We start from the raw sequence: 20,924 nt of genomic DNA, 5'->3' as shown, positions 1-20,924 counted from the left end.
GCGCTAACGCTTACCGGGCCTACAAGGGCGAGAATGCAGCGAAAGCTTAAATCACACCTTGCCCAATCATCGCATCCGCCACCTTCACGAACCCGGCGATATTGGCCCCGCGCACGTAGTTGGTTTGCGATGCCTCGCCGCCGTACTCCACGCAGGCATGGTGAATATCCAGCATGATATGGTGCAGGCGCGCATCCACTTTCTCCGCCTTCCAGCCGAGACGCGCGGCGTTTTGCGCCATCTCGAGGCCGGAGGTCGCCACGCCGCCCGCGTTCGCGGCCTTGCCCGGCGCAAACAGCACGCCCGCTTCCAGGAACAGGTCCGTCGCGTCGATGGTGGTCGGCATATTCGCCCCTTCGGCCACCGCTTTTACGCCGTTGCTAATCAATGTACGCGCGGCTTCAACATCCAGCTCGTTCTGCGTGGCGCACGGCAGGGCGATATCCACCGGCACGCCCCACGGCTGTTTACCTTCCAGGCAGGTCAGGCCAAACTCCCGGGCATAATCCGCCACGCGACCGTCGCGGCTGGCTTTGATTTCACACAGGCGCGCCAGTTTCTCTGCCGTGAAGCCCGCTTCATCCACCACCGTGCCGCTGGAGTCAGAGGCGGTCACCACGCGAGCGCCAAACTGCATCGCTTTCTCAATCGCGTACTGCGCCACGTTACCGGAGCCGGACACCGCGACGCGCATACCTTCGAAGCCCAGACCGTGACGCTTGAGCATGGCCTCGGTGAAGTAAACCAGACCGTAGCCGGTCGCTTCCGGGCGGATCAGGCTCCCGCCAAACGACAGCCCCTTGCCGGTAAAGACGCAGGCGCTGTTGTTGGAGAGCTTTTTCATCATCCCGGCCATAAAGCCCACTTCGCGTCCACCCACGCCGATATCACCGGCAGGCACGTCGGTGTCAGGACCAAGATGGCGATAGAGTTCGGTCATTAGCGCCTGGCAGAAGCGCATCACTTCGCCTTCGCTTTTGCCTTTCGGGTCGAAATCGCTGCCGCCTTTTCCGCCGCCCATGGGTAGCGTGGTGAGGGCGTTTTTAAAGGTCTGCTCGAAGCCGAGGAATTTCAGAATCGACAGGTTTACGGACGGGTGGAAGCGCATGCCGCCCTTAAACGGGCCAATGGCCGAGTTAAACTGTACGCGCCACGCGCGGTTAACCTGTACCTGATTGCGATCGTCAACCCAGGTCACGCGGAACTGGATCACGCGCTCCGGCTCGACAAGGCGTTCAAGCAGCGACATCTGGCGATAACGCGGGTTTTGTTCAAGGAAAGGCCACAGGGTGGTCATAACTTCTCGTACGGCCTGCGCGAACTCGCTTTGGTGCGGGTCGCGCTGCTGAACATGGGCAAGGAAACTTTCCAGAGAGCGTGTCTGATCCATAGATATAAGAACCTCTTATCGTATTTTATGTGTATTACTTATGCGATTTGTGTTGTTTTTTTGACTATACCACCCGCACCGCTTTGTGAGGCAAGCAGAAATGTATGCCGAAAGGGAAATTAATGAGAGCGCGGGCGTCATAACCAAAAGCGATGAAGAGATAAATTAAAGGTTCCGCTCTGGTTTACCGTTATAGTCATTATCAAGGAACTACAGGAAGATGTGTCTATGAAACGTTATCTACTCACCGCGCTGTGTGCGATCTTTGCCGCAGGCGTGCAGGCCAACCCCATTCTCCCGGACGTGGAGGTGAATGTGCCGCCGGAAGTGTTTAGCTCCAGCGGCCAGAGTCAAACGGTGCAGCCCTGCAATCAGTGCTGTATCTATCAGAATCAAAACTACTCGGAAGGGGCCGTTGTGAAAGCGGACGGCATTCTGCTGCAGTGCCAGCGCGACGAGCGCGCCATCAGCACGAACCCGCTGGTCTGGCGTCGCGTAAAACAATAAAGGCTTCCAGCAGCGGAATATCCGCGGGCGCCAGGGCGTAGCAAAATGCCTCTTCCGGCGTACACCACGCGAGCGCGCTGTGGTAGTGCGCCGTGAGCTCGCCGCGAAAAGCAGGAACGTGCCAGGCATGCAGGTTAATCAACCGCTGGGAGACTTCCCGCTGGTGGCTTGCCACGTATTGCCCCGGCAGGGCGTCAATGCCCAACTCTTCACGCAGCTCGCGGATAAGCGCTTCTGGCTGGGTTTCTCCGGCCTCGACTTTACCGCCTGCAAATTCCCACATTCCCGGCTGGTCGGCATGGGCAGGGCGCTGCGCCAGTAAAATATTGCCGTCTTTTTCGATGATGGCGGCAACGACATCGAGTGTTTTCAGCATGGTCGTCAATAATTGATAGCGAAAAAAGACATATTATCGTGCCCTTTCTCAGAGTCCAGTAAACAGGAGAATCAGGTGAAAGAGTCCACCGCCTGGGTTGCCCCCCTCGAATCCCTTCCCGCCAGCCTAAAACCGATAGCCGCCATGCAGAAAAAGCATTTTGGCGCGGTGCTGAATCCCACCCGCTGGTGGGGGCGAATGCCGCGTCTGTTCTGGCTGGTGGCGCTGTTTGTCGGCTTTCTGGAACGCCGTCGCGCGCGCCTGACGCCCGCGCTGCGTTCGCTGCTCATGACGCGGGTGTCCCAGCTCTGTCACTGCGCTTTCTGTATTGATGCCAACAGCCTGCGGCTGGCCGAGCGCTGCGGTGCGCTGGATAAGGTGCAGGCCGTGAGCGACTGGCAGGAATCCACCTTGTTCACCGAGCAAGAGCGGGCGGCGCTGGCCTACGCCGAAGCGGTAACCGCCACGCCGCCCCGGGCGGATGAGGCTATCAGAACGGCGCTGAAGCGCCACTTTACGGACGAGGCCATCACCGAAATGACGGCGCTCATTGCCTTTCAGAACCTCTCCGCCCGCTTTAACGCCGCGCTGGATATTCCCGCGCAGGGGCTGTGCGCCACGTTTAACGAGACGCCCCATGCTTGATCGTTACCTGCACCCGCGGGTAAAGCCCGCGCTGAATCGTCTGGTTTCCGTGCTGGATAAGCCGGGCATCACGCCCGACGGCGTCACCCTGACCGGGTTTGCCGTCGGCGTGCTGGCGCTGCCGTTTCTGGCCCTCGGCTGGTATCCGGCGGCGCTGGTCGCCATCGTGCTTAACCGCCTGCTGGATGGTCTGGACGGCGGCCTGGCGCGCCGGAGAGGGCTGACCGATGCGGGGGGATTTCTTGATATCGCGCTCGATTTTCTGTTCTACGCCCTGGTGCCGTTTGGCTTTGCGCTGGCAGCACCCGCTGAGAATGCGCTGGCCGCGGCCTGGCTGCTGTTTGCGTTTATCGGGACCGGCAGCAGCTTTCTGGCGTTTGCGGCGCTGGCGGCGAAGCATAACATCGACAACCCCGGCTATGCGCACAAGTCGTTTTATTACATCGGTGGGTTAACGGAAGGGACGGAGACCATTGCGCTGTTCGTGCTGTGCTGCCTCTTCCCTGCACACTTTGCGCTTTTCGCGTGGGTATTCGGCGCGCTGTGCTGGCTGACCACCACAACGCGCATCTGGAGCGGCTATGTGACGCTGAAGTCACTCAATCGTTAGAGCGCGCTTTCCGGCCCGCGCGCGCCGGTGGTGACCGGGTTCTGCGGGTGACTGCTCCATTCGTACCAGCCGCCGTCATAGACGGCGACATTCTTCCAGCCCATCGCCCGGGCGTACATAAAGGTTTCTGACGCCCGCCACCCGGTGCCGCAGTAAAACGCGACGTGTTGTTCGGGCAGAATATTCCAGCGCTTCCACTGGGCGGTGATATCGTCCGCGCTGCGCATGGTGCCATCCGGGTTATGGAAGTCTTCCATATGGGTCGCGTCGCTGCCCGCATGACCCCAGCGGGCACCGGCTATTTCACCTTTTGGCTTGATGTAGCTGTAGCCGCTGGTTTCGCCGATGAACTCCGGCCACGAACGAATGCTGACCAGGGAAGCATCCTGACGATGCAGCATCCCGCGTGCCTGCTCCATATCGACCATCAGCTGCGGCTGGCCGGGGATCGGCGCGCCGAAATCGGGGGCTGGCGTCACGTTGCCGGGCGTGCCGCGTTCAACCGGGAGTCCTGCATCTGACCACGCCTTCCAGCCGCCGTCGAGAATGCGCACATCCTTCACGCCCGCATACAGCATAATCTGCGCCACGCGCGCGGCGGCGTAAACGTCACGGCCATACAAAATGACGGTGGTATCGTGACGGATCCCGTGCTTCGCCAGCATCGCTTTCAGCGTGTCGTCGGAGACTTTATTCCACAGCGGCTCGCTTTCCACCTCGTTGGTGTCAATGTAGCCCGCGCCGGGAATGTGGTTCAGCAGGTAAAACTTCGGTGCGCCCCAGGCGGCCTCAATCACTTTCCAGTCGCCTGACGGCGCGGCGGTCACGGGTTTACCCTGCTGGAGGCGGTGGATCCACTGCGGGTAAACCAGCTGTTCAAAGTGAGGCAGCCGCTGAAGGCGGTCGGGCGTCTGCAGGGCGTCGCTGAGCAGCGAGACGTGGCGGTATCCGGCTTTTCCCAGGCGGGATTTCACCGCCAGGTTATCGCTCTCGTCGCCGTACAGGGCGATAGCCGTCGCGGGCGTAAGCTGATGCTGTTTTGCCCAAAGTGCAATCTGCTCGTCGCTCATTGCGCCCAGCCAGGCGGCAGCCAGGTTGAGTGCGGCGGGTTCATGCCCGGAGGGGCCGCTGAGCGTCTGCGGCCAGCCGTTGTAAAACGCGCTGGGGCGGGTGTCGACAGGCGTGCCGTGCTGCGCCTGAAGCTGAGACAGCGTCATCGCGTTGGGCATATCAGCCGCCAGAGAGGAAAAGGACGCGAGGCCGCAGAGCAGGGCCAGCGCGGTCAGTTGAGAAACACGTTTCATCGAATAACCTGACGTCAGTAAAAGAGGGGGGCATTGTCGTCTCTCCGGAAACGGAAAACATTGCGTTAGCACATTATTGCCAGCGAGAAATCTCAATCAGCTCGCCGCCGGGCGGAATATCATCTTCGTCATGGGTGACCAGCACCACCGGGATATTGCGCGCGCGGACGGCGTCAAATACCCATGTCCGAAACGTCGTGCGCAGCGTTTTATCGAGGCGGCTGAACGGTTCATCCAGCAGCAGCGCCTGCGGCTCAGCGAGCAGGGCCCGCAGCAGGCTGACCCGGGCACGCTCCCCGCCGGAGAGGGTGGCCGGATCGCTGGCGTAATGACCGCTCAGCCCGGCGGAATCCAGCGCCTGCTCGACCGCTTCCCGACGCGCGCGCCCTGCGATCCGCTCAGGCAAGGCCAGCAGCAAATTTTGCCCGACGCTGAACTGTTCAAACAGCAGCGCGTCCTGAAAGAGGATGCCCAGCCCGCGGGATTCGACGGGAAGGCCGTCGCAGCGACGCGCGTCGAGCCACAGTTCGCCTTGCGCCCGAAAATCGTCTGACAGCGCGCCGACCATCCACGCAAAAAGGGTCGACTTGCCGCTGCCGGACGGCCCCATCAGGGTAACGATCTCCCCGCGAGGAACGCAAAAACTGACCTCGCGGAAAAGCGGTTCGATGGTGAGATCTTTTACCTGCAGCATTAACGTAATCCTTGACGGTAGCGGCCTGCGAGCCGGGATAACAGGGCGGCAATACCGAAAACCGTCCCCGTAACCAGCAGTAATCCCAGCGCCCGGCTAGCGAGAACGGGGATGCTGCCCCCGCTGCTGAGTGCGACGGTTTCGGTGGTCAGCGTGGCGAAACGCCCCGCGCCAAGCCAGAGCGTCGGCATGTATTGCGCCATGCTGACGGAAAAGCCGGTGGCAAAGGCCAGCAGCGCAGGACGCACCAGCAGGGGGCATTTCAGCAGTAAGAATATTTTCGCCCGTGGCCAGCCGAGCGTTCTGGCGGTAAGGATAAGCCGGGGATCGATTCGCCGCCAGGCGGGCTGCAGAACCAGCAGCATCCACGGTAACACCCACAGCAGATGGCTCCAGAGCACGGCGGCATAGTGCCCGTCGAGTCCCAGACGCAAAGCAATAAAGTATTGCCCGGTGACGAGCGGCAGCGCCGGAAGGGCGAGCGGCAGCCACACCCACACTGCGCCGCGCTGCGGTCCCCATTCCAGCCAGAGAAAAATGACGATGAGGGCGATCAGGCTCGACAGCAGGCCGAAGGAGAGGCTGGTACCCACGGGACCCACGTCGCCCCCTCGCGCCAGCATCAGCAGTACCGCGGTGCACAGGATGCCGCACGCGGGCAGTAACCCGCTGAATGCCCGCTCAGGCACGGTGCGCTGAGACCGGGGGCGCGTCCCCGCGAGGTTCGGGATCGTGCGACGCCATGCCTTCCAGAGGCCATACCCGAGGGCGGCAAGCGCGGCCAGCAGCATAAGGAGAAGCAGGCACAGCAGCATCCCTTTTGCCTGCTGCTGGGCGTCGCCCTGGCTTAGCCACTGAAAGGCCAGCACGGCCAGGGTGGGCGGGTTGCCGGGTCCGAGAACGATCGCCACCTCCACGACCGATAGCGACCATGCCAGCACCGCCAGCATCACCGCGCCGAGGACAGGGGCGATCGCCGGGAGGATCAGCCAGCTGAGCGTCTGATAACGCCCGTAGCCAAAGGTTTGCAGGACGATCTTCTGCTGCGCGAGTCGTTTTTCCGGCAGTACGGCGTAAATGGCCCACAGCACGAACGCGCTCTCTTTGACCGCGAGCGTCAGGCCCAGCCCGACGCCGTAGCGATCAAACGGCGGCGAACAGACGGTGCAGAGCTGATAAAGCAGACCACCCTCGGCAAACAGCAGTAACGCGCTGGTGGCAAACGCCACATGGGGGATCGCCAATAGCCACGGCAGGCGGGTAGAGAGGCGTCGCCAGCGTTGACCGGGCCACAAAAGACGGACGAGGAAAAGGGCAATCAGCAACGCCCCCAGCGTGGCGATGAGCGTTGAAACCAGCGTGGCGACGGTCGCCTGAGGGAGCTGCGGATCGTCCAGCAGAAGCTGCCAGTTTGTCACAGAAAACGCCGGTGCGAACAGCATGACGCCGGCGGGCAGGAGCGGCAGATAAATCACCGCCATCACCAGCCGGACTAGCCCGCTCAGCGGGTGCCGTAACGACGCAGCCATTCCTGCTCCAGCGCGTTCACCCAGGCGGACTGCGGCTCTGCAAGCATCTGCGGCAGCCCCTGAGGCGTATGGGCCCGCAGCTGTTTCGCGTCACCTTCGGGCAGCGTTTTCGCATCCAGCACGCTCGGGTCTCCCCAGATGGCCGGGTCGGCCTTGCGGATTTGCGCCTGCGGTGACAGCAGGAAATTAGCGACCACTTTTGCACCCGCGCTCGCGCTGGCGTTGGCCGGGATCGCCACAAAATGGACGTTGCCGAGCATCCCGCTATGGAAACCAAAGCTGTAGCTGTCGGCAGGCAGTTCGCCGCTTGCCACTTTCTGCTGCGCATGGGCCGGGTTAAAGGTCAGCGACAGGTTCAGACTGCCGCTGGCAAGCAGGGCATCCATCCGCGCAGGGGTAGGGGGAAAGTCTTTTCCTTCGCGCCACAGCAGCGGGTGCAGCTTGTCGAGGTAGGTCCAGAGCGGCGCCGTAACCTGAGCAAACGTTGCATCTGGCGCTTTTTGTAACGCCTCTGGATGCGCCATAAGCGTCAGCAGCAGCTGCTCAAGAAATGCCGTGCCGGTAAAATCGGGCGGGCGAGGATAGCTCACCTTACCCGGGTGCTGCTGGGCGTACGCCAGCAGCGCCTGTGGATCCACCGGCGGCGTCGGCATGCTGGCTTTGCGGGCGATAAAGGTCAGCTGCGCGCCGCCCCACGGCGATTCCGCCCCGTCTGTGGGAATAGCAAAATCTTCCGAGACGGGTTTACGGGTATCGACATAGCGCCAGTTTGGCAACGTCTTCGCCCATCCGGTTTGCAGCAGGTTCGCCTCTTTCAACGTGCGGAAGTTTTCGCCGTTGACCCACAGCAGGTCAACCGAGCCCTTGGTCTTACGCCCAGCGGCAGCTTCGGTCTGAATACGTTTTACCGCATCGGCGGCGTCCGCCAGCGGGACGATTTTTAGGGTAATGGCGTAGTGCGTTTGCATCTCACCGCTGACCCACTCAAGGTAGCGGTTGACCGCCGGATCGCCGCCCCAGGCGTTAAACCAGACGGTCTGGCCTTTGGCCTGCTGTTGGATAGCGTGCCAGCTTTCGGCGGCACAGAGGGGGGCTGTCAGCAGCAGACCTGCCAGGAACGCGCAAAAACGCACACGGCGCATAATGCCTCACTTTTTAACAGACGGGAGGTAACGGGAAAACAGCCGGCGCGTGGCCAGCGGCAATAACCCCAGTAGTGTAAAGGCGAATAGCATGGCCGGCGACAAAATATCGCGCAGGGACGCCACTTTCCCCAGCTCGCGCCCGGCGTTGAGAAAGACCACCGTCGCGGGCAGCATGGCGACCTGGCTGACCCACCAGTAGCGGCAGACTCCGATGCGGGTTAGCCCCATCAGCAAATTCACCAGGAAAAACGGGAACAGCGGCATCAGGCGCAGGGCAAAAAGATAGCCCGCGCCGTCTTGCACCATGCCGGCGTTCACCGTTTTCATCTGCTGAGCAAACCGCCGCTGGACCCCGTCGCGTAGCAGATAACGGCTGGCGAGCATCGCAAGCGTGGCCCCGAGCGTGGAGGCAAACGAGACCAGCACGGTGCCTTCCCACAGGGGAAATAACGCCCCGCCCAACAGGGTGAGGATCGCCGCGCCGGGGATCGACAGGGCGGAGACCGCCACGTAGAGCGCGAAAAAGATCAGCGCGCTTCGCAGCGGCGCGTGGTCAACATGGGAGAGTAATGCCTGCTGGTGGGTTTTAATCCCTTCCAGGGAGAGGGTGCCTGGGGGAAGCATGACAAACGTCAGAATAAATGCGCCCAGAAGGGCGCACATGAAGAGTATTTTTCGAATATTCACGCGTCATTACAGCTTGAATTTAGCCCACACCGGCGCGTGGTCAGACGGTTTTTCCATGCTGCGGATCTCGTAGTCGATCCCGGTTTCGATGCAGCGCTCTGCCAGCGGCGAGCTGGCCAGCAGCAGGTCGATGCGCAGGCCACGGTTGTCGTCAAAGCCTTTTGAGCGATAGTCAAACCACGAGAAGCGGTCCTGCGTGTCCGGGTTGGCGGTACGGAAGGTATCCACCAGGCCCCAGTCCAGCAGGCGCTGCATCCACTCGCGCTCTTCCGGCAGGAAGGAGCATTTGCCGGTACGCAGCCAGCGTTTGCGGTTCTCTTCGCCAATACCGATATCCAGATCGGTCGGGCTGATGTTCACATCACCCATGATCAGCACCGGATTGTCTTTGTTCAGTTCGGTGGTCAGATAGTCCTGCAGATCCTGATAAAACCTGGCTTTAGCCGGGAATTTGGTCGGATGGTCGCGGCTTTCGCCCTGGGGAAAGTAACCATTAATCACGGTGATGTTCCCCAGTGGGGAAGGTAGCTCCGCCATGATGATGCGGCGCTGTGCTTCTTCGTCATCGCCGGGAAACCCGCGGCGCACGGAAACCGGCGTCTCTTTGGTCAACAGCGCAACGCCGTAATGGCCTTTCTGCCCATGATAGAAGACGTTGTAGCCGAGCTTCGCCACCTCTTCGAGGGGGAACATGTCGTCGTGAACCTTGGTCTCCTGCAGGCCGATCACATCTGGCTGATGTTGCTCAACAATGGCTTCAAGCTGATGGGGGCGGGCGCGCAGGCCGTTGATATTAAAAGAGACAAATTTCATAGTCGCTGCCAGTGCAAGGTGAATAGTGCATGGATGGTAGCAGAATTTGCGTCAACTGTTACCGGGTTCGGCCAATAACTGCGACAGATAATGCCGGTGGTGCAATATTTGCACCATTCTGACGCGCCTCGCCCTCAAACAGGGCGTAAATGACCGATAAATTTCGCGAGCGATCACAATTCCAGAATTATATTTGGCCTGTGCATACTCTTTCTGATTTTCATGCGGCAAAGCGCCGCTTGTCGTAAAAATATTCACTTATTATGCACTAACAGTGAATAACTCCATATCGTAACTTGTTGATATTCTGTTACCCCAACCCGTTTATGCATTTTTATCGCTGGCTGGCACGAAGGCTGCAATCTACATTCACAGTGCAAACACTCAATTATTTAACATTCAAATAACTTTTTATTTACCGGATGAGGTCGCTATGTCTCTGTCAATTACGCGTGAAAATTTCGATGAATGGATGATGCCGGTTTACGCTCCGGCGGCTTTTATTCCGGTTCGTGGGGAAGGCTCGCGCCTGTGGGATCAGCAGGGTAAAGAGTATATCGACTTTGCAGGTGGGATTGCGGTCAACGCGCTGGGTCATGCGCACCCTGCGCTGCGTCAGGCGCTGAATGACCAGGCGTCGAAGTTCTGGCATACCGGCAACGGCTTTACCAACGAGCCAGCGCTGCGCCTGGCCAAAAAACTGATCGACGCGACGTTTGCCGAAAAAGTCTTTTTCTGTAACTCGGGGGCAGAAGCCAACGAAGCGGCGCTGAAGCTGGCGCGCAAATATGCGCACGATAAATTTGGAACCCACAAGAGCGGCATCGTTGCGTTTAAAAATGCCTTCCACGGGCGCACGCTCTTTACCGTCAGCGCGGGCGGCCAGCCTTCCTACTCGCAGGATTTCGCCCCGCTGCCGCCGGATATTCGCCACGGCATCTATAACGATCTGCAGTCCGCCAGCGAGCTGATTAACGACACCACCTGCGCGGTGATCGTCGAGCCGATGCAGGGCGAGGGTGGCGTGCTTCCGGCGCAAAAAGCCTTCCTGCAGGGGCTGCGCGAGCTGTGCGATCGCCACAACGCGGTTCTGATTTTCGACGAAGTGCAGACCGGCGTGGGCCGCACCGGCGAGCTGTATGCCTATATGCACTACGGCGTGACGCCAGACGTGCTGTCGACCGCCAAAGCGCTGGGCGGCGGCTTCCCGATTGGGGCGACGCTGACCACCGATAAATTCGCCAGCGTAATGACCGTGGGTACCCATGGCACCACCTACGGCGGCAACCCGTTGGCCACCGCCGTCGCCGGGCAGGTTCTGGACATCATTAACACGCCTGAGGTGCTGAAAGGCGTTAAGCAGCGTCACGACTGGTTTGTCGAGCGCCTGAATGCCATCAACGGCAAAACGGGGCTGTTTAAAGAAATTCGCGGTCTGGGGCTGTTAATCGGCTGCGAGCTCACCGCTGAGTTTGCCGGAAAAGCTAAACTTATTTCACAGGAAGCGGCAAAGGTGGGCGTGATGGTGCTGATTGCCGGTGCCAACGTGGTGCGTTTTGCGCCGGCGCTGATCGTCAGCGAGGAAGAGGTGCAAACCGGTCTGGACCGTTTTGCACTGGCGTGTGAAAAAGTGAAATCCGGGGTGTCATCATGATGGTCATCCGTCCCGTTGAGCGCGGCGATCTCGCCGGGCTCATGCAGCTTGCCGGTAAGACCGGAGGCGGGCTGACCTCGCTTCCTGCCGATGAAAAAACGCTGTCGGCGCGCATTGAGCGCGCCCTGCAAACCTGGCAGGGGACGTTGCCAAAAAGCGAACAGGGGTACGTGTTCGTGCTGGAAGACACCGACACGGGGACCGTGGCCGGGATCTGCGCCATTGAAGTGGCCGTCGGGCTTAACGATCCGTGGTATAACTACCGCGTCGGCACCATGGTTCACGCCTCGAAAGAGCTGAACGTCTACAACGCGCTGCCCACGCTGTTTCTCTGCAATGACCACACGGGCGCCAGCGAGCTCTGCACGTTGTTCCTCGACCCGGCGTGGCGCAAAGAGGGCAACGGCTATCTGCTCTCCAAATCGCGCTTTATGTTTATGGCCGCCTTCCGCGATCGATTTAACGAAAAAGTGGTAGCCGAGATGCGCGGCGTAATCGACGACACCGGCTACTCGCCGTTCTGGGAGAGCCTGGGCGAGCGCTTCTTCTCGATGGAGTTCAGCCGGGCGGACTATCTCTGCGGCACTGGCCAAAAAGCCTTTATCGCCGAACTGATGCCGAAGCATCCTATCTATACCCATTTCCTCAGCCCGGAAGCGCAGGCGGTGATTGGCGAAGTCCATCCGCAAACCGCGCCCGCCCGCGCGGTGCTGGAGAAAGAGGGCTTCCGCTACCGCAACTATGTCGACATCTTTGACGGCGGACCTACGCTTGAGTGCGATATCGACCGCGTGCGCGCGATCCGTAAAAGCCGTCTGGTTGAGGTCTCTGAAGGCCAGCCCGCGCCGGGTGACTGGCCCGCCTGTCTGGTGTCGAACGAAAATTACGCCAACTTCCGCGCCATGCTGGTGCGTACCAACCCGAAATGTGAACGTCTGGTGCTGACGGCTGCAGAACTGGATGCCCTGAAATGTAACGCCGGCGATACGGTTCGCCTGGTGCGTCTCTGCCCTGAGGAGAAAACAGCATGACATTATGGATTAACGGTGACTGGGTCACGGGCGAAGGCGAAGAGCGCGTAAAAACCAATCCGGTTGGAAAAGAGGTGCTCTGGAAGGGGCATGACGCCAGCGCCATGCAGGTGGAACAAGCCTGTCTGGCCGCTCGCCGCGCGTTTCCGGCATGGGCAAAACAGCCTTTCGCCGTGCGCCAGGAAATTGTTGAAAAGTTTGCCGGGCTGCTGGAAGCAAACAAGGCCGAACTGACGCGCATCATCGCGTCTGAAACCAGTAAACCGCGCTGGGAAGCGACAACCGAAGTGACGGCGATGATCAACAAAATCGCCATTTCGGTCAAGGCGTACCACGCGCGCACTGGAGAACAGCATACCGACATGCCGGACGGCGCGGCCACGCTGCGCCACCGTCCGCACGGCGTGCTGGCGGTATTTGGCCCGTATAACTTCCCGGGACACCTGCCGAATGGACACATTGTGCCTGCGCTGCTGGCGGGCAATACCGTCATCTTCAAACCGAGCGAGCTGACGCCATTAACCGGTGAGGCGGTGGTTAAGCTGTGGGAGCAGGCCGGCCTGCCGCCGGGCGTGCTGAACCTGGTGCAGGGCGGGCGGGAAACCGGCCAGGCGCTGAGCGCGCTGAGCGATATCGACGGCCTGCTGTTCACCGGCAGCGCCGGGACGGGCTATCAGCTGCACCGCCAGCTGGCAGGGCAGCCGGAGAAAATTCTGGCGCTGGAAATGGGCGGCAACAACCCGCTGATTGTGGAAGACCCTGACGATATCGACGCCGCGGTGCACCTGACGATTCAGTCCGCCTTTATTACCGCCGGACAGCGCTGCACCTGCTCCCGCCGCCTGCTGGTCAAGCGCGGCGCGCAGGGGGATGCCTTCCTGAAGCGACTGGTAGAAGTGAGCGCGCGTCTGGTGCCTGCCGCGTGGGATGCCGACCCGCAGCCGTTCATCGGCGGGCTGATTTCCGAGCAGGCCGCGCTTAACGTGCTGAAGGCCTGGCAGGACCACGTCGCGCGCGGCGCGAAAACCCTGCTGGAGCCGAAGCAGGTTCAGCCGGGTACCTCGCTGCTGACGCCGGGCATTATTGAGATGAGCGGCGCGAATAACGTGCCGGATGAAGAGGTCTTTGGCCCGCTGCTGTGCGTCTGGCGTTACGATGATTTCGATGCGGCCATTGCGATGGCGAATAACACCCGCTACGGCCTGTCGAGCGGGCTGATTTCGCCGCATCGCGAGAAGTTTGAACAACTGCTGCTGGAAGCGCGCGCCGGGATTGTGAACTGGAATAAACCGCTGACCGGGGCTGCGAGCACCGCGCCGTTCGGCGGCGTGGGCGCGTCGGGGAACCATCGCGCCAGCGCGTGGTATGCCGCCGATTACTGCGCGTGGCCGATGGCGAGCCTGGAAACCCCGGCGCTGACGCTGCCGGAGACGCTTAATCCGGGGCTGGATTTTACCGGAGGGGATCGTCATGAAAGCGCGTGAGGTTAACTTTGACGGGCTGGTGGGGCTGACGCACCACTATGCCGGTCTCTCTTTTGGTAATGAAGCCTCGACGAAGCACCGTTTTCAGGTCTCGAACCCGAAGCTGGCGGCGAAGCAGGGGCTGCTAAAAATGAAGGCGCTGGCGGATGCCGGTTTCCCGCAGGCGGTTATTCCGCCGCAGGAACGCCCGAACGTGGCGGTGTTACGCCAGCTCGGTTTCACCGGCAGCGATGAGCTGGTGGTTGAAAAAGCGGGTACGCAGACGCCGCACCTGCTCTCTGCGGCAAGCTCCGCCTCTTCGATGTGGGTGGCAAACGCCGCGACCGTCGCGCCGTCAGCCGACACGCTGGATGGCAAAGTCCATCTGACGGTGGCGAACCTGCACAATAAATTCCACCGCGCCACCGAAGCGGAAACCACCGAGCGCGTGCTGCGCGCCATTTTCAACCATGACGCCCATTTTGAGGTGCATCAGGCTCTGCCGCAGGTGGCGATGTTTGGCGATGAAGGCGCGGCCAACCATAACCGCCTGGGGGGCGACTATGGCGACCCGGGCCTGCAGCTGTTTATCTACGGGCGAGAAGAGGGGGGCCACGCCGCGCCAACCCGTTATCCTGCCCGCCAGACGCTGGCGGCCAGCCAGGCGGTTGCTCGCCTGAACCAGGTTAATCCTTCCCAGGTGGTATTTGCCCAGCAAAACCCGCATGTGATTGACCAGGGCGTGTTCCATAACGACGTGATTGCCGTCTCTAACCGTCAGGTGCTGTTCTGCCACGAGCAGGCGTTTGCCCATCAGGAGAAGCTGCTCGCCACGCTGCATGAGCGCGTGCGCGGCTTTACGCCAATTCAGGTGCCCACGGAGGCGGTGAGTGTGCAGGACGCGGTAGAAACGTATCTGTTCAATAGCCAGCTGCTCAGCCGTGACGATGGCAGCATGATGCTGGTCCTGCCGCAGGAGTCCCGGGATCATCAAGGCGTGTGGCGCTACCTGACGGAGCTGGTGAAGGCCGATAACCCGATTGACGAACTGCGCGTGTTTGATCTGCGCGAAAGCATGGCTAACGGCGGTGGTCCCGCCTGTTTACGTCTGCGCGTGGTCCTGACCCAGGACGAAATGCAGGCGGTAAACCCGGCGGTCATGATGAACGATACGCTCTTTACGCGGCTGAATGACTGGGTCGATCGCTACTATCGCGATCGTCTGACGCAGGCGGATCTGGTTGACCCGCAGCTTCTGCGTGAAGGGCGCGAGGCGCTGGACGCGTTATCGACAATCCTGCAGCTGGGATCGGTTTACCCGTTCCAGCGCTAAAGGAGTGGATATGGAAAATTTACTGGCGCTGACCCTGGCCGATGAGACGCCGGAACAGAAAGAGGGGGACGGCCCCTCATTTCGCTGGCGGTGGCTGGGGCGCGGGGTGCTTGAGCTGACGCCGACCGTAAAAAGCGATCTCTCGCTGCTGCTTTCAGCGGGTATCCACGGGAATGAAACCGCACCCGTTGAGATTGTTGATCTGCTGCTGCGTGCGCTGTACCGCAATGAGATCGCCCTGAAGTGCCGCGTGCTGGTGGTGCTCGGCAATCCCCCCGCGCTGGCGCAAAACAAACGGTATCTGGTGAGCGACATTAACCGCATGTTCGGCGGCCGCTGGTCGCAGTTTCCGCAGAGCGATGAAACGGCGCGGGCAGAGTGGCTGGAGAACGCCGTGACCGCGTTTTTTGCCGCTGCGGGACCGGCGCGCTGGCATCTGGATCTGCATACGGCAATCCGCGCGTCTTACCACGTCCGCTTCGGCGTTCTGCCGCAGCGCAATCAGCCCTGGGATGAAGATTTCCTGAGCTGGCTGGGTGACGCCGGGCTGGAGGCGCTGGTATTTCATCAGTCGCCGGGCGGAACGTTTACCCATTTCACCTGTGAACGTTTCGGCTCGCTGGCCTGCACGCTGGAGCTGGGAAAAGCGCTGCCGTTCGGCCAGAACGATCTCACCCGCTTTGCGCCTACGCATCTTGCTCTTCGGGCGCTGCTGGGAGGAACGGCTCCCGAGCACGCGCATCAGCCCGTCGAGCGGTATCGTGTCGTACAGCAGATCACGCGGCGCAGCGATGCCTTTCTGCTCCATATGGCCGCGCACACCCTGAACTTCACGCCGTTCCGCAAAGGGGCGCTGCTGGCTGAGGATGGCGAGGAACGTTATGAGGTGCAGAAAACCACCGAGTATGTTTTATTCCCTAACCCCACCGTCGCGTTTGGCCTGCGGGCCGGGCTGATGCTGGAAAAAATATCCTGAACCTTTCCCCTCTCATCATCCGGGAGGGGGAAGTAAAAAACTTTTCTTAACGATTAAAGCGCTTGCGCGTTTTTTGCAGAATATTCCTGGTGAATTGCTTTATTATTGATCTTCACTTCGCTATACTTCTGCTAAATTTCTTTAAAATCATCGTATTGAATATTTTTGGTTGCAACTCTCCACGCTTTATCCTTATTTCCTCCACATTTGGCGAAAATTTGTTTTTTACACTTTCATTGTTTTACCGTTGCTCTGACTAATTGACGATAAACCCCGTAAAGTTAATCTCGTCAACACGGCATAGCGCCGAAGAATAACTGAAAGAAAGGAAATAAATTATGCGTAAGTTTACTGCACTGTTTGTTGCTTCTACCCTGGCTCTGGGCGCTACCAGCATGGCGTTCGCCGCAGATACTGCGACCACTACGACTGCCGCGCCTGCTGAAGGCAAAATGATGATGCATCATAAAGGTCCGGGTATGCACAACGAGATGATGATGTTTAAGGATCTCAACCTGACGGATGTGCAGAAGCAGCAGATCCGCGACATCAGAAAAGGCGAACGCGACCAGATGAAGCGTCCTCCGCTTGAAGAGCGTCGTGCAATGCATGACATCATCGCCAGCGACAGCTTCGATAAGGCGAAAGCCGAAGCGCAGATCGACAAAATGGCCGAGCAGCACAAAGCCCGCATGCTGGCTCACATGGAAACCCAGAACAAGATCTACAACATTCTGACCCCGGAACAGAAAAAACAATTTAATGCGAATTTTGAGAAGCGTCTGACAGAACGTCCGGCGATGGAAGGTAAAATGCCAGCACCAACCGAATAATCGGTTCACACTCTTAAGACCGCCGGGATCCTGTCCACAAAAGCGCAACCGCTGTGGACAGGACCGGCGGTTTTTCTTTCCTGCCCTCTTGCCTGCCGCCGCCAGCGCGGTATCCTCCTGTAGTCGCTTCAGAGAATGTTTGCAGAGTCATGGCGTTAGAATTTTTATTAACGTTCCGCTAAGGCCTGTCCGCTCTGCTGCCGATACTGTTTCTGTGAATACCCAACGATAACAAACAAAACAGCAACGATAGCGATATCTTTGCCCTGGCACGGGTTGTGCCATTCAGGAGTGGTGATGGAGTTCTTTGATATCCGTAAGATGCCGGTCAGCCTCTGGCGCAATGGTGCTGGCGAAACGCGTGAGATTTGCTGCTTCCCTCCCGCGACGCGCGATTTTCACTGGCGTGCCAGTATCGCGACTATCGCCAGCAACGGCGAATTCTCCTCGTTTCCCGGTGTCGATCGGGTGATTACCCTGCTGGAAGGGGGAGAGGTGACGCTGGATGCTGGCCAGGCGTTCTTCCATACCCTGAAGCATCACCAGCCCTACAGTTTTGCCGGCGATTTGCCGGTGAAAGCGCTTCTTTGTGATGGGCGGATGGCGATGGACTTTAACATCATGACCCGGCGCGACTGCTGCCAGGCGAAGGTACGCGTTGCTGACCGAACCTTTACCACCTTTGGCTCGCGCGGGGGCGTGGTGTTTGTGCTGAGCGGGGCGTGGCAGCTGGGGGATAAACTGCTGACGGCCGATCAGGGCGCCAGCTGGGAGGAGGGGTCCCATACGCTGCGTCTGCTGGAGGCTCAGGGCACCTTATTGTTCAGCGAAATCACGTGGCTGCCGGGTCATTGAGCACTATGATCTCAAACTTTCCGGCCAGGACCGGTTTACAGAGAATTTTGTAGCCATCGTGGTCAAATCCGGCGGGCGTGCGCAGCAGGGTAGCCGCGTCGCTGATGTCGTCGACAGCACCCAGCCAGAGCCAGTTGTTGACGATGTGATACTGGGTCATGGCCTCGCCCACTTCTTTTAGCGCAACGGCGCTTTCCCAGGGCCAGCAGTTCACGCTGATGGCCGCCAGACCGCTAAGGAGCCTGGCGTGATGCGCCTCAACGCTCTCTTTCCCGCAGCAGGCACCGGCGCAGCGCTTCAGCGCGGATCGAAAACAGGCGCGTCCGCGGGTGGTTGCCTCCAGACCCAAAAGGCTATAGCAAAGCTGTCGCTCGTCCGCCAGCGTCTGCAGCGCCTGGAGTGCGGCGCGTTTATTGGCGAACAGCCCATAGAGATTCGGGGCATGAGAAAAATCGACGTCGCGCGCGTAGACGACCTGCGGCCTGCCATCGTTGATCTGCAGGGAGCAGAGCTGACGGTTGCGGCGCAGGCGTTTATTGAACAGCGGCTGTTGTTCTTTTATCAACCGCGCCTCCAGCAGCAGCGCGCCCATTTCTCCCGCCGTCTGGAACCAGGTAATGCGTCGCGACTGGCGCAGCATGGCGGCCTCGTCCGGCGTACGGAGATGGGATAACACCCGGCTGCGAATGTTCACGCTCTTGCCGATATAGAGCGGCAGGGTGTCGCTTTCGCCGTGAAAGATGTACACGCCCGGCTGTTTAGGCAGCGCCTCAAGCCAGGGGCGAAGGTGTTCGGGATATTCGTAGATAGCCGCCGCTTCAAACTCAAGACGAGGGGCGGATTGACGCCTGCTCACATACTGCTCCATATACTGTTCAGGCATACAGTGTAGCAGAGACGGTTTGGTTAAAAAAGAGCCGGGTGGCGCTGCGCTTACCCGGCCTACAACAGCGCGAAACCGTAGGCCCTGCAAGCGAAGCGCCGCTGGGCAAAAATGTTGGCTATTTCTTCCAGAAGTCGTCAAACACCGTAATGGGCGTGTGGCGCTTGTGCTCGGTTTTCAGATACCAGCCTTCGATGATTTTCGCGGTACCTTCATCCAGCTTTTTGCCTTCCAGATAATCATCAATGTTGTCATAGGTGACGCCAAGGGCCGCTTCATCCGGCAGGGAAGGGCGATCGTCTTCAAGGTCCGCTGTCGGCGCTTTCTTATACAGATGCTCAGGACAGCCCAGCGCGGCCAGCAGCTGCTTACCCTGACGCTTGTTGAGACGGAAGATCGGGTTAATGTCGGTGCCGCCGTCGCCATATTTGGTGAAGAAACCGGTGATCGCTTCTGCCGCATGGTCGGTGCCGACGACGACGCCTTTGGTCATTCCGGCAATGCTGTACTGCGCTTTCATGCGCTCGCGGGCTTTCTCGTTGCCGCGCACAAAATCGCTCAGTTCAATGCCCGCTTCGCGAAGCGCCTGCTCGCTTGCCAGCACCGAGCCCTTAATATTCACGGTCAGCACGCGGTCAGGCTGAATGAACTCAATGGCATCCTGGCAATCCTGCTCGTCCGCCTGTACGCCATACGGAAGACGCACCGCGATAAACTGCAGCGTCTCATCGCCCGTCTCTTCACGAAGCTCTGAAATCGCCATCTGACAGAGTTTACCGGTCAGGGTAGAGTCCTGGCCGCCGCTGATGCCCAGCACCAGGGATTTCAGGAAAGCGTTCTTTTTTAAGTACGATTTTAAAAAATCCACGCTGCGGCGGATCTCTTCATGTGCATCTACCGTAGGCTTCGCGCCCAGTGCCTGAATAATCTCTTGTTGCAGAGCCATCACGCCCTCCATATGCAGTACATAAACAGAATGTGTTAGCTGTTAAAACTAACCCTTTGGGCGAGAAACGACAAGGATCACAGTTTCGAGTGCGCTAATTTGCGCCGTTTTAGCAGGTTATCGTTGTTTTATTAGAATTTTCCGAAATTCGTCTGGCGTAATCCACAAAGTTGAACAATAGTACTTTTTATCCCATGCTTAGATAACACGCTGATAAACAAGAGGACGGAATATGAACAAGAACGTAGCAGGAATTCTTAGCGCAGCGGCGGTACTGACTATGCTGGCAGGGTGTACGGCTTACGATCGCACCAAGGATCAGTTTACACAGCCGGTAGTAAAAGACGTTAAAAAAGGCATGACCCGTTCGCAGGTGGCTGCGATTGCCGGTAAACCTTCTTCTGAAGTGACCATGATTCATGCGAAGGGGACCTGCCAGACCTATATCCTGGGTCAACGTGATGGTAAGGCAGAAACCTACTTTGTCGCCCTGGATGATACCGGTCATGTGATCAACTCCGGCTATCAGACCTGTGCTGAATACGATACCGATCCGCAGGCACCTAAGGCGCAGTAACCCTGCTTGCCTGAGGATGTTAACAAACCGGCCCACGGGCCGGTTTTTTTATGCATCAGAAAATCTTATTTCTTTGCGCGAATTATTTGCCCGAAATGTGAAGGGAGTCAACAAGCCAGGTCAATGAGAGACAATTTGAGCCTATCCAGAATTATCCCCTGTCTGTACCATTGCGTATACTCACTCCAACGATAAACAACAGTACGCAAGCTACCTGTCTGCCGGGACAGCAAGTCGAGTGATAGCGCGATGGCAGGTAGTCATACAAGAGGGAAATCACGATGGAAAAGAAACATATCTACCTGTTCTGCTCAGCGGGCATGTCAACGTCGCTTCTGGTATCAAAGATGCGTGCGCAGGCTGAAAAGTATGAAGTCCCTGTGGTGATCGAAGCGTTTCCAGAGACGCTGGCGGGTGAAAAAGGCCAGACAGCCGATGTTGTTTTACTGGGACCGCAAATTGCCTATATGTTGCCCGAAATTCAACGACTGTTACCCAATAAACCGGTCGAAGTGATCGACTCAGGGCTGTACGGCAAGATTGATGGTTTAGGTGTTCTTAAAGCTGCTGTGGCAGCCATTAAAAAAGCTGCTAATTAATTTTTATTTTTCCCGTCAAAGAGTTATTTCACACACAATACGCCGTAACATGCGTTACGGCATTTAAGGGTATT

The 20,924-nt window shown here is 59.0% G+C and carries 22 protein-coding genes; 12 read left to right on the top strand and 10 right to left on the bottom strand.

Annotation, left to right across the window (positions count from 1 at the left end):
• Positions 1 to 46 precede the first annotated feature (46 nt).
• Entirely contained in the window at positions 47 to 1,390 is a 1,344-nt protein-coding gene (gene gdhA, locus N037_RS01255; protein ID WP_032638379.1) for an NADP-specific glutamate dehydrogenase, read from the bottom strand.
• 228 nt (positions 1,391 to 1,618) lie between these two features.
• Here gdhA and N037_RS01250 point away from each other — a divergent pair, with 228 nt between their 5' ends.
• Entirely contained in the window at positions 1,619 to 1,897 is a 279-nt protein-coding gene (locus N037_RS01250) for a DUF1496 domain-containing protein (protein ID WP_032638377.1), read from the top strand.
• Here the strand turns inward: N037_RS01250 and N037_RS01245 are convergent.
• Positions 1,857 to 2,273: a pyrimidine (deoxy)nucleoside triphosphate diphosphatase gene (locus tag N037_RS01245; protein WP_023335341.1), complete on the bottom strand. Its 417-nt coding sequence runs from the start codon at positions 2,271 to 2,273 to the stop codon at positions 1,857 to 1,859. The two genes, N037_RS01250 and N037_RS01245, sit on opposite strands and share 41 nt — an antisense overlap.
• A gap of 75 nt (positions 2,274 to 2,348) precedes the next feature.
• Between N037_RS01245 and N037_RS01240 the strand changes: the two genes are divergently transcribed.
• On the top strand, positions 2,349 to 2,918 hold the full coding sequence (locus N037_RS01240) for a carboxymuconolactone decarboxylase family protein (RefSeq protein WP_032638374.1): 570 nt from the start codon (positions 2,349 to 2,351) through the stop codon (positions 2,916 to 2,918).
• Positions 2,911 to 3,528 (top strand): CDP-alcohol phosphatidyltransferase family protein, encoded by a 618-nt coding sequence (locus N037_RS01235; RefSeq protein WP_032638372.1) that lies wholly within the window; start codon positions 2,911 to 2,913, stop codon positions 3,526 to 3,528. Before N037_RS01240 ends, N037_RS01235 begins: the two co-directional genes overlap by 8 nt.
• On the opposite strand, the gene N037_RS01230 is transcribed toward N037_RS01235, so the two are convergent.
• The 6 genes from N037_RS01230 to xthA form a co-directional block, all read right to left on the bottom strand.
• Positions 3,525 to 4,832: a sulfurtransferase gene (locus tag N037_RS01230; RefSeq protein ID WP_032638370.1), complete on the bottom strand. Its 1,308-nt coding sequence runs from the start codon at positions 4,830 to 4,832 to the stop codon at positions 3,525 to 3,527. The two genes, N037_RS01235 and N037_RS01230, sit on opposite strands and share 4 nt — an antisense overlap.
• Before the next feature lie 73 nt (positions 4,833 to 4,905).
• The gene (locus tag N037_RS01225) at positions 4,906 to 5,526 is read right to left on the bottom strand and encodes an ATP-binding cassette domain-containing protein (RefSeq protein ID WP_032638368.1); all 621 of its coding nucleotides are present in this window, start codon (positions 5,524 to 5,526) and stop codon (positions 4,906 to 4,908) included.
• On the bottom strand, positions 5,526 to 7,055 hold the full coding sequence (locus tag N037_RS01220; protein WP_032638366.1) for a thiamine ABC transporter permease: 1,530 nt from the start codon (positions 7,053 to 7,055) through the stop codon (positions 5,526 to 5,528). The genes N037_RS01225 and N037_RS01220 overlap by 1 nt, the downstream gene beginning before the upstream one ends.
• Positions 7,028 to 8,188: an ABC transporter substrate-binding protein gene (locus N037_RS01215; RefSeq protein WP_420254941.1), complete on the bottom strand. Its 1,161-nt coding sequence runs from the start codon at positions 8,186 to 8,188 to the stop codon at positions 7,028 to 7,030. The genes N037_RS01220 and N037_RS01215 overlap by 28 nt, the downstream gene beginning before the upstream one ends.
• A 15-nt stretch (positions 8,189 to 8,203) precedes the next feature.
• Entirely contained in the window at positions 8,204 to 8,887 is a 684-nt protein-coding gene (locus N037_RS01210; RefSeq protein ID WP_032638361.1) for a TVP38/TMEM64 family protein, read from the bottom strand.
• A 6-nt stretch (positions 8,888 to 8,893) separates the two neighbouring features.
• Entirely contained in the window at positions 8,894 to 9,700 is an 807-nt protein-coding gene (xthA, locus tag N037_RS01205) for an exodeoxyribonuclease III (protein ID WP_023335349.1), read from the bottom strand.
• Between the two features lie 433 nt (positions 9,701 to 10,133).
• On the opposite strand from xthA, the gene astC reads away from it, so the two are divergent.
• The 7 genes from astC (at position 10,134) to ves (ending at position 17,845) form a co-directional block, all read left to right on the top strand.
• The gene (gene astC, locus N037_RS01200) at positions 10,134 to 11,354 is read left to right on the top strand and encodes a succinylornithine/acetylornithine transaminase (protein ID WP_032638358.1); all 1,221 of its coding nucleotides are present in this window, start codon (positions 10,134 to 10,136) and stop codon (positions 11,352 to 11,354) included.
• Positions 11,351 to 12,385 (top strand): arginine N-succinyltransferase, encoded by a 1,035-nt coding sequence (astA, locus tag N037_RS01195; protein ID WP_023311275.1) that lies wholly within the window; start codon positions 11,351 to 11,353, stop codon positions 12,383 to 12,385. The genes astC and astA overlap by 4 nt, the downstream gene beginning before the upstream one ends.
• On the top strand, positions 12,382 to 13,869 hold the full coding sequence (gene astD / locus N037_RS01190; protein ID WP_032638356.1) for a succinylglutamate-semialdehyde dehydrogenase: 1,488 nt from the start codon (positions 12,382 to 12,384) through the stop codon (positions 13,867 to 13,869). Before astA ends, astD begins: the two co-directional genes overlap by 4 nt.
• The gene (gene astB, locus N037_RS01185) at positions 13,856 to 15,181 is read left to right on the top strand and encodes an N-succinylarginine dihydrolase (protein ID WP_032638354.1); all 1,326 of its coding nucleotides are present in this window, start codon (positions 13,856 to 13,858) and stop codon (positions 15,179 to 15,181) included. Before astD ends, astB begins: the two co-directional genes overlap by 14 nt.
• A 10-nt stretch (positions 15,182 to 15,191) precedes the next feature.
• A complete protein-coding gene (gene astE / locus N037_RS01180) occupies positions 15,192 to 16,157 on the top strand; it encodes a succinylglutamate desuccinylase (protein WP_032638352.1) in 966 nt (321 codons plus the stop codon).
• A 338-nt stretch (positions 16,158 to 16,495) separates the two neighbouring features.
• Entirely contained in the window at positions 16,496 to 16,990 is a 495-nt protein-coding gene (spy, locus tag N037_RS01175; protein WP_032638350.1) for an ATP-independent periplasmic protein-refolding chaperone Spy, read from the top strand.
• 297 nt (positions 16,991 to 17,287) lie between these two features.
• A complete protein-coding gene (gene ves / locus N037_RS01170) occupies positions 17,288 to 17,845 on the top strand; it encodes an environmental stress-induced protein Ves (protein WP_023335356.1) in 558 nt (185 codons plus the stop codon).
• Here ves and cho read toward each other — a convergent pair.
• Positions 17,823 to 18,713, bottom strand: a complete 891-nt coding sequence (gene cho / locus N037_RS01165) for an excinuclease Cho (protein ID WP_181012994.1) — start codon at positions 18,711 to 18,713, stop codon at positions 17,823 to 17,825. The genes ves and cho overlap by 23 nt on opposite strands.
• Positions 18,714 to 18,846: 133 nt before the next feature.
• Positions 18,847 to 19,674, bottom strand: a complete 828-nt coding sequence (gene nadE / locus N037_RS01160) for an ammonia-dependent NAD(+) synthetase (RefSeq protein WP_032638345.1) — start codon at positions 19,672 to 19,674, stop codon at positions 18,847 to 18,849.
• A 232-nt stretch (positions 19,675 to 19,906) separates the two neighbouring features.
• Here nadE and osmE point away from each other — a divergent pair, with 232 nt between their 5' ends.
• Together osmE and chbB are read left to right on the top strand one after the other, a co-directional pair.
• A complete protein-coding gene (gene osmE, locus N037_RS01155; RefSeq protein WP_010430142.1) occupies positions 19,907 to 20,251 on the top strand; it encodes an osmotically-inducible lipoprotein OsmE in 345 nt (114 codons plus the stop codon).
• 281 nt (positions 20,252 to 20,532) lie between these two features.
• Positions 20,533 to 20,850: a PTS N,N'-diacetylchitobiose transporter subunit IIB gene (chbB, locus tag N037_RS01150; protein ID WP_008500676.1), complete on the top strand. Its 318-nt coding sequence runs from the start codon at positions 20,533 to 20,535 to the stop codon at positions 20,848 to 20,850.
• Positions 20,851 to 20,924 lie beyond the last annotated feature (74 nt).

Origin of the sequence: Enterobacter sp. EGD-HP1 (assembly GCF_000733275.2) — a bacterium.
Classification (GTDB): domain Bacteria; phylum Pseudomonadota; class Gammaproteobacteria; order Enterobacterales; family Enterobacteriaceae; genus Enterobacter.
The sequence above is the reverse complement of the archived record's forward strand: the minus strand, read 5'-3'. Positions and strand labels throughout refer to the sequence as shown.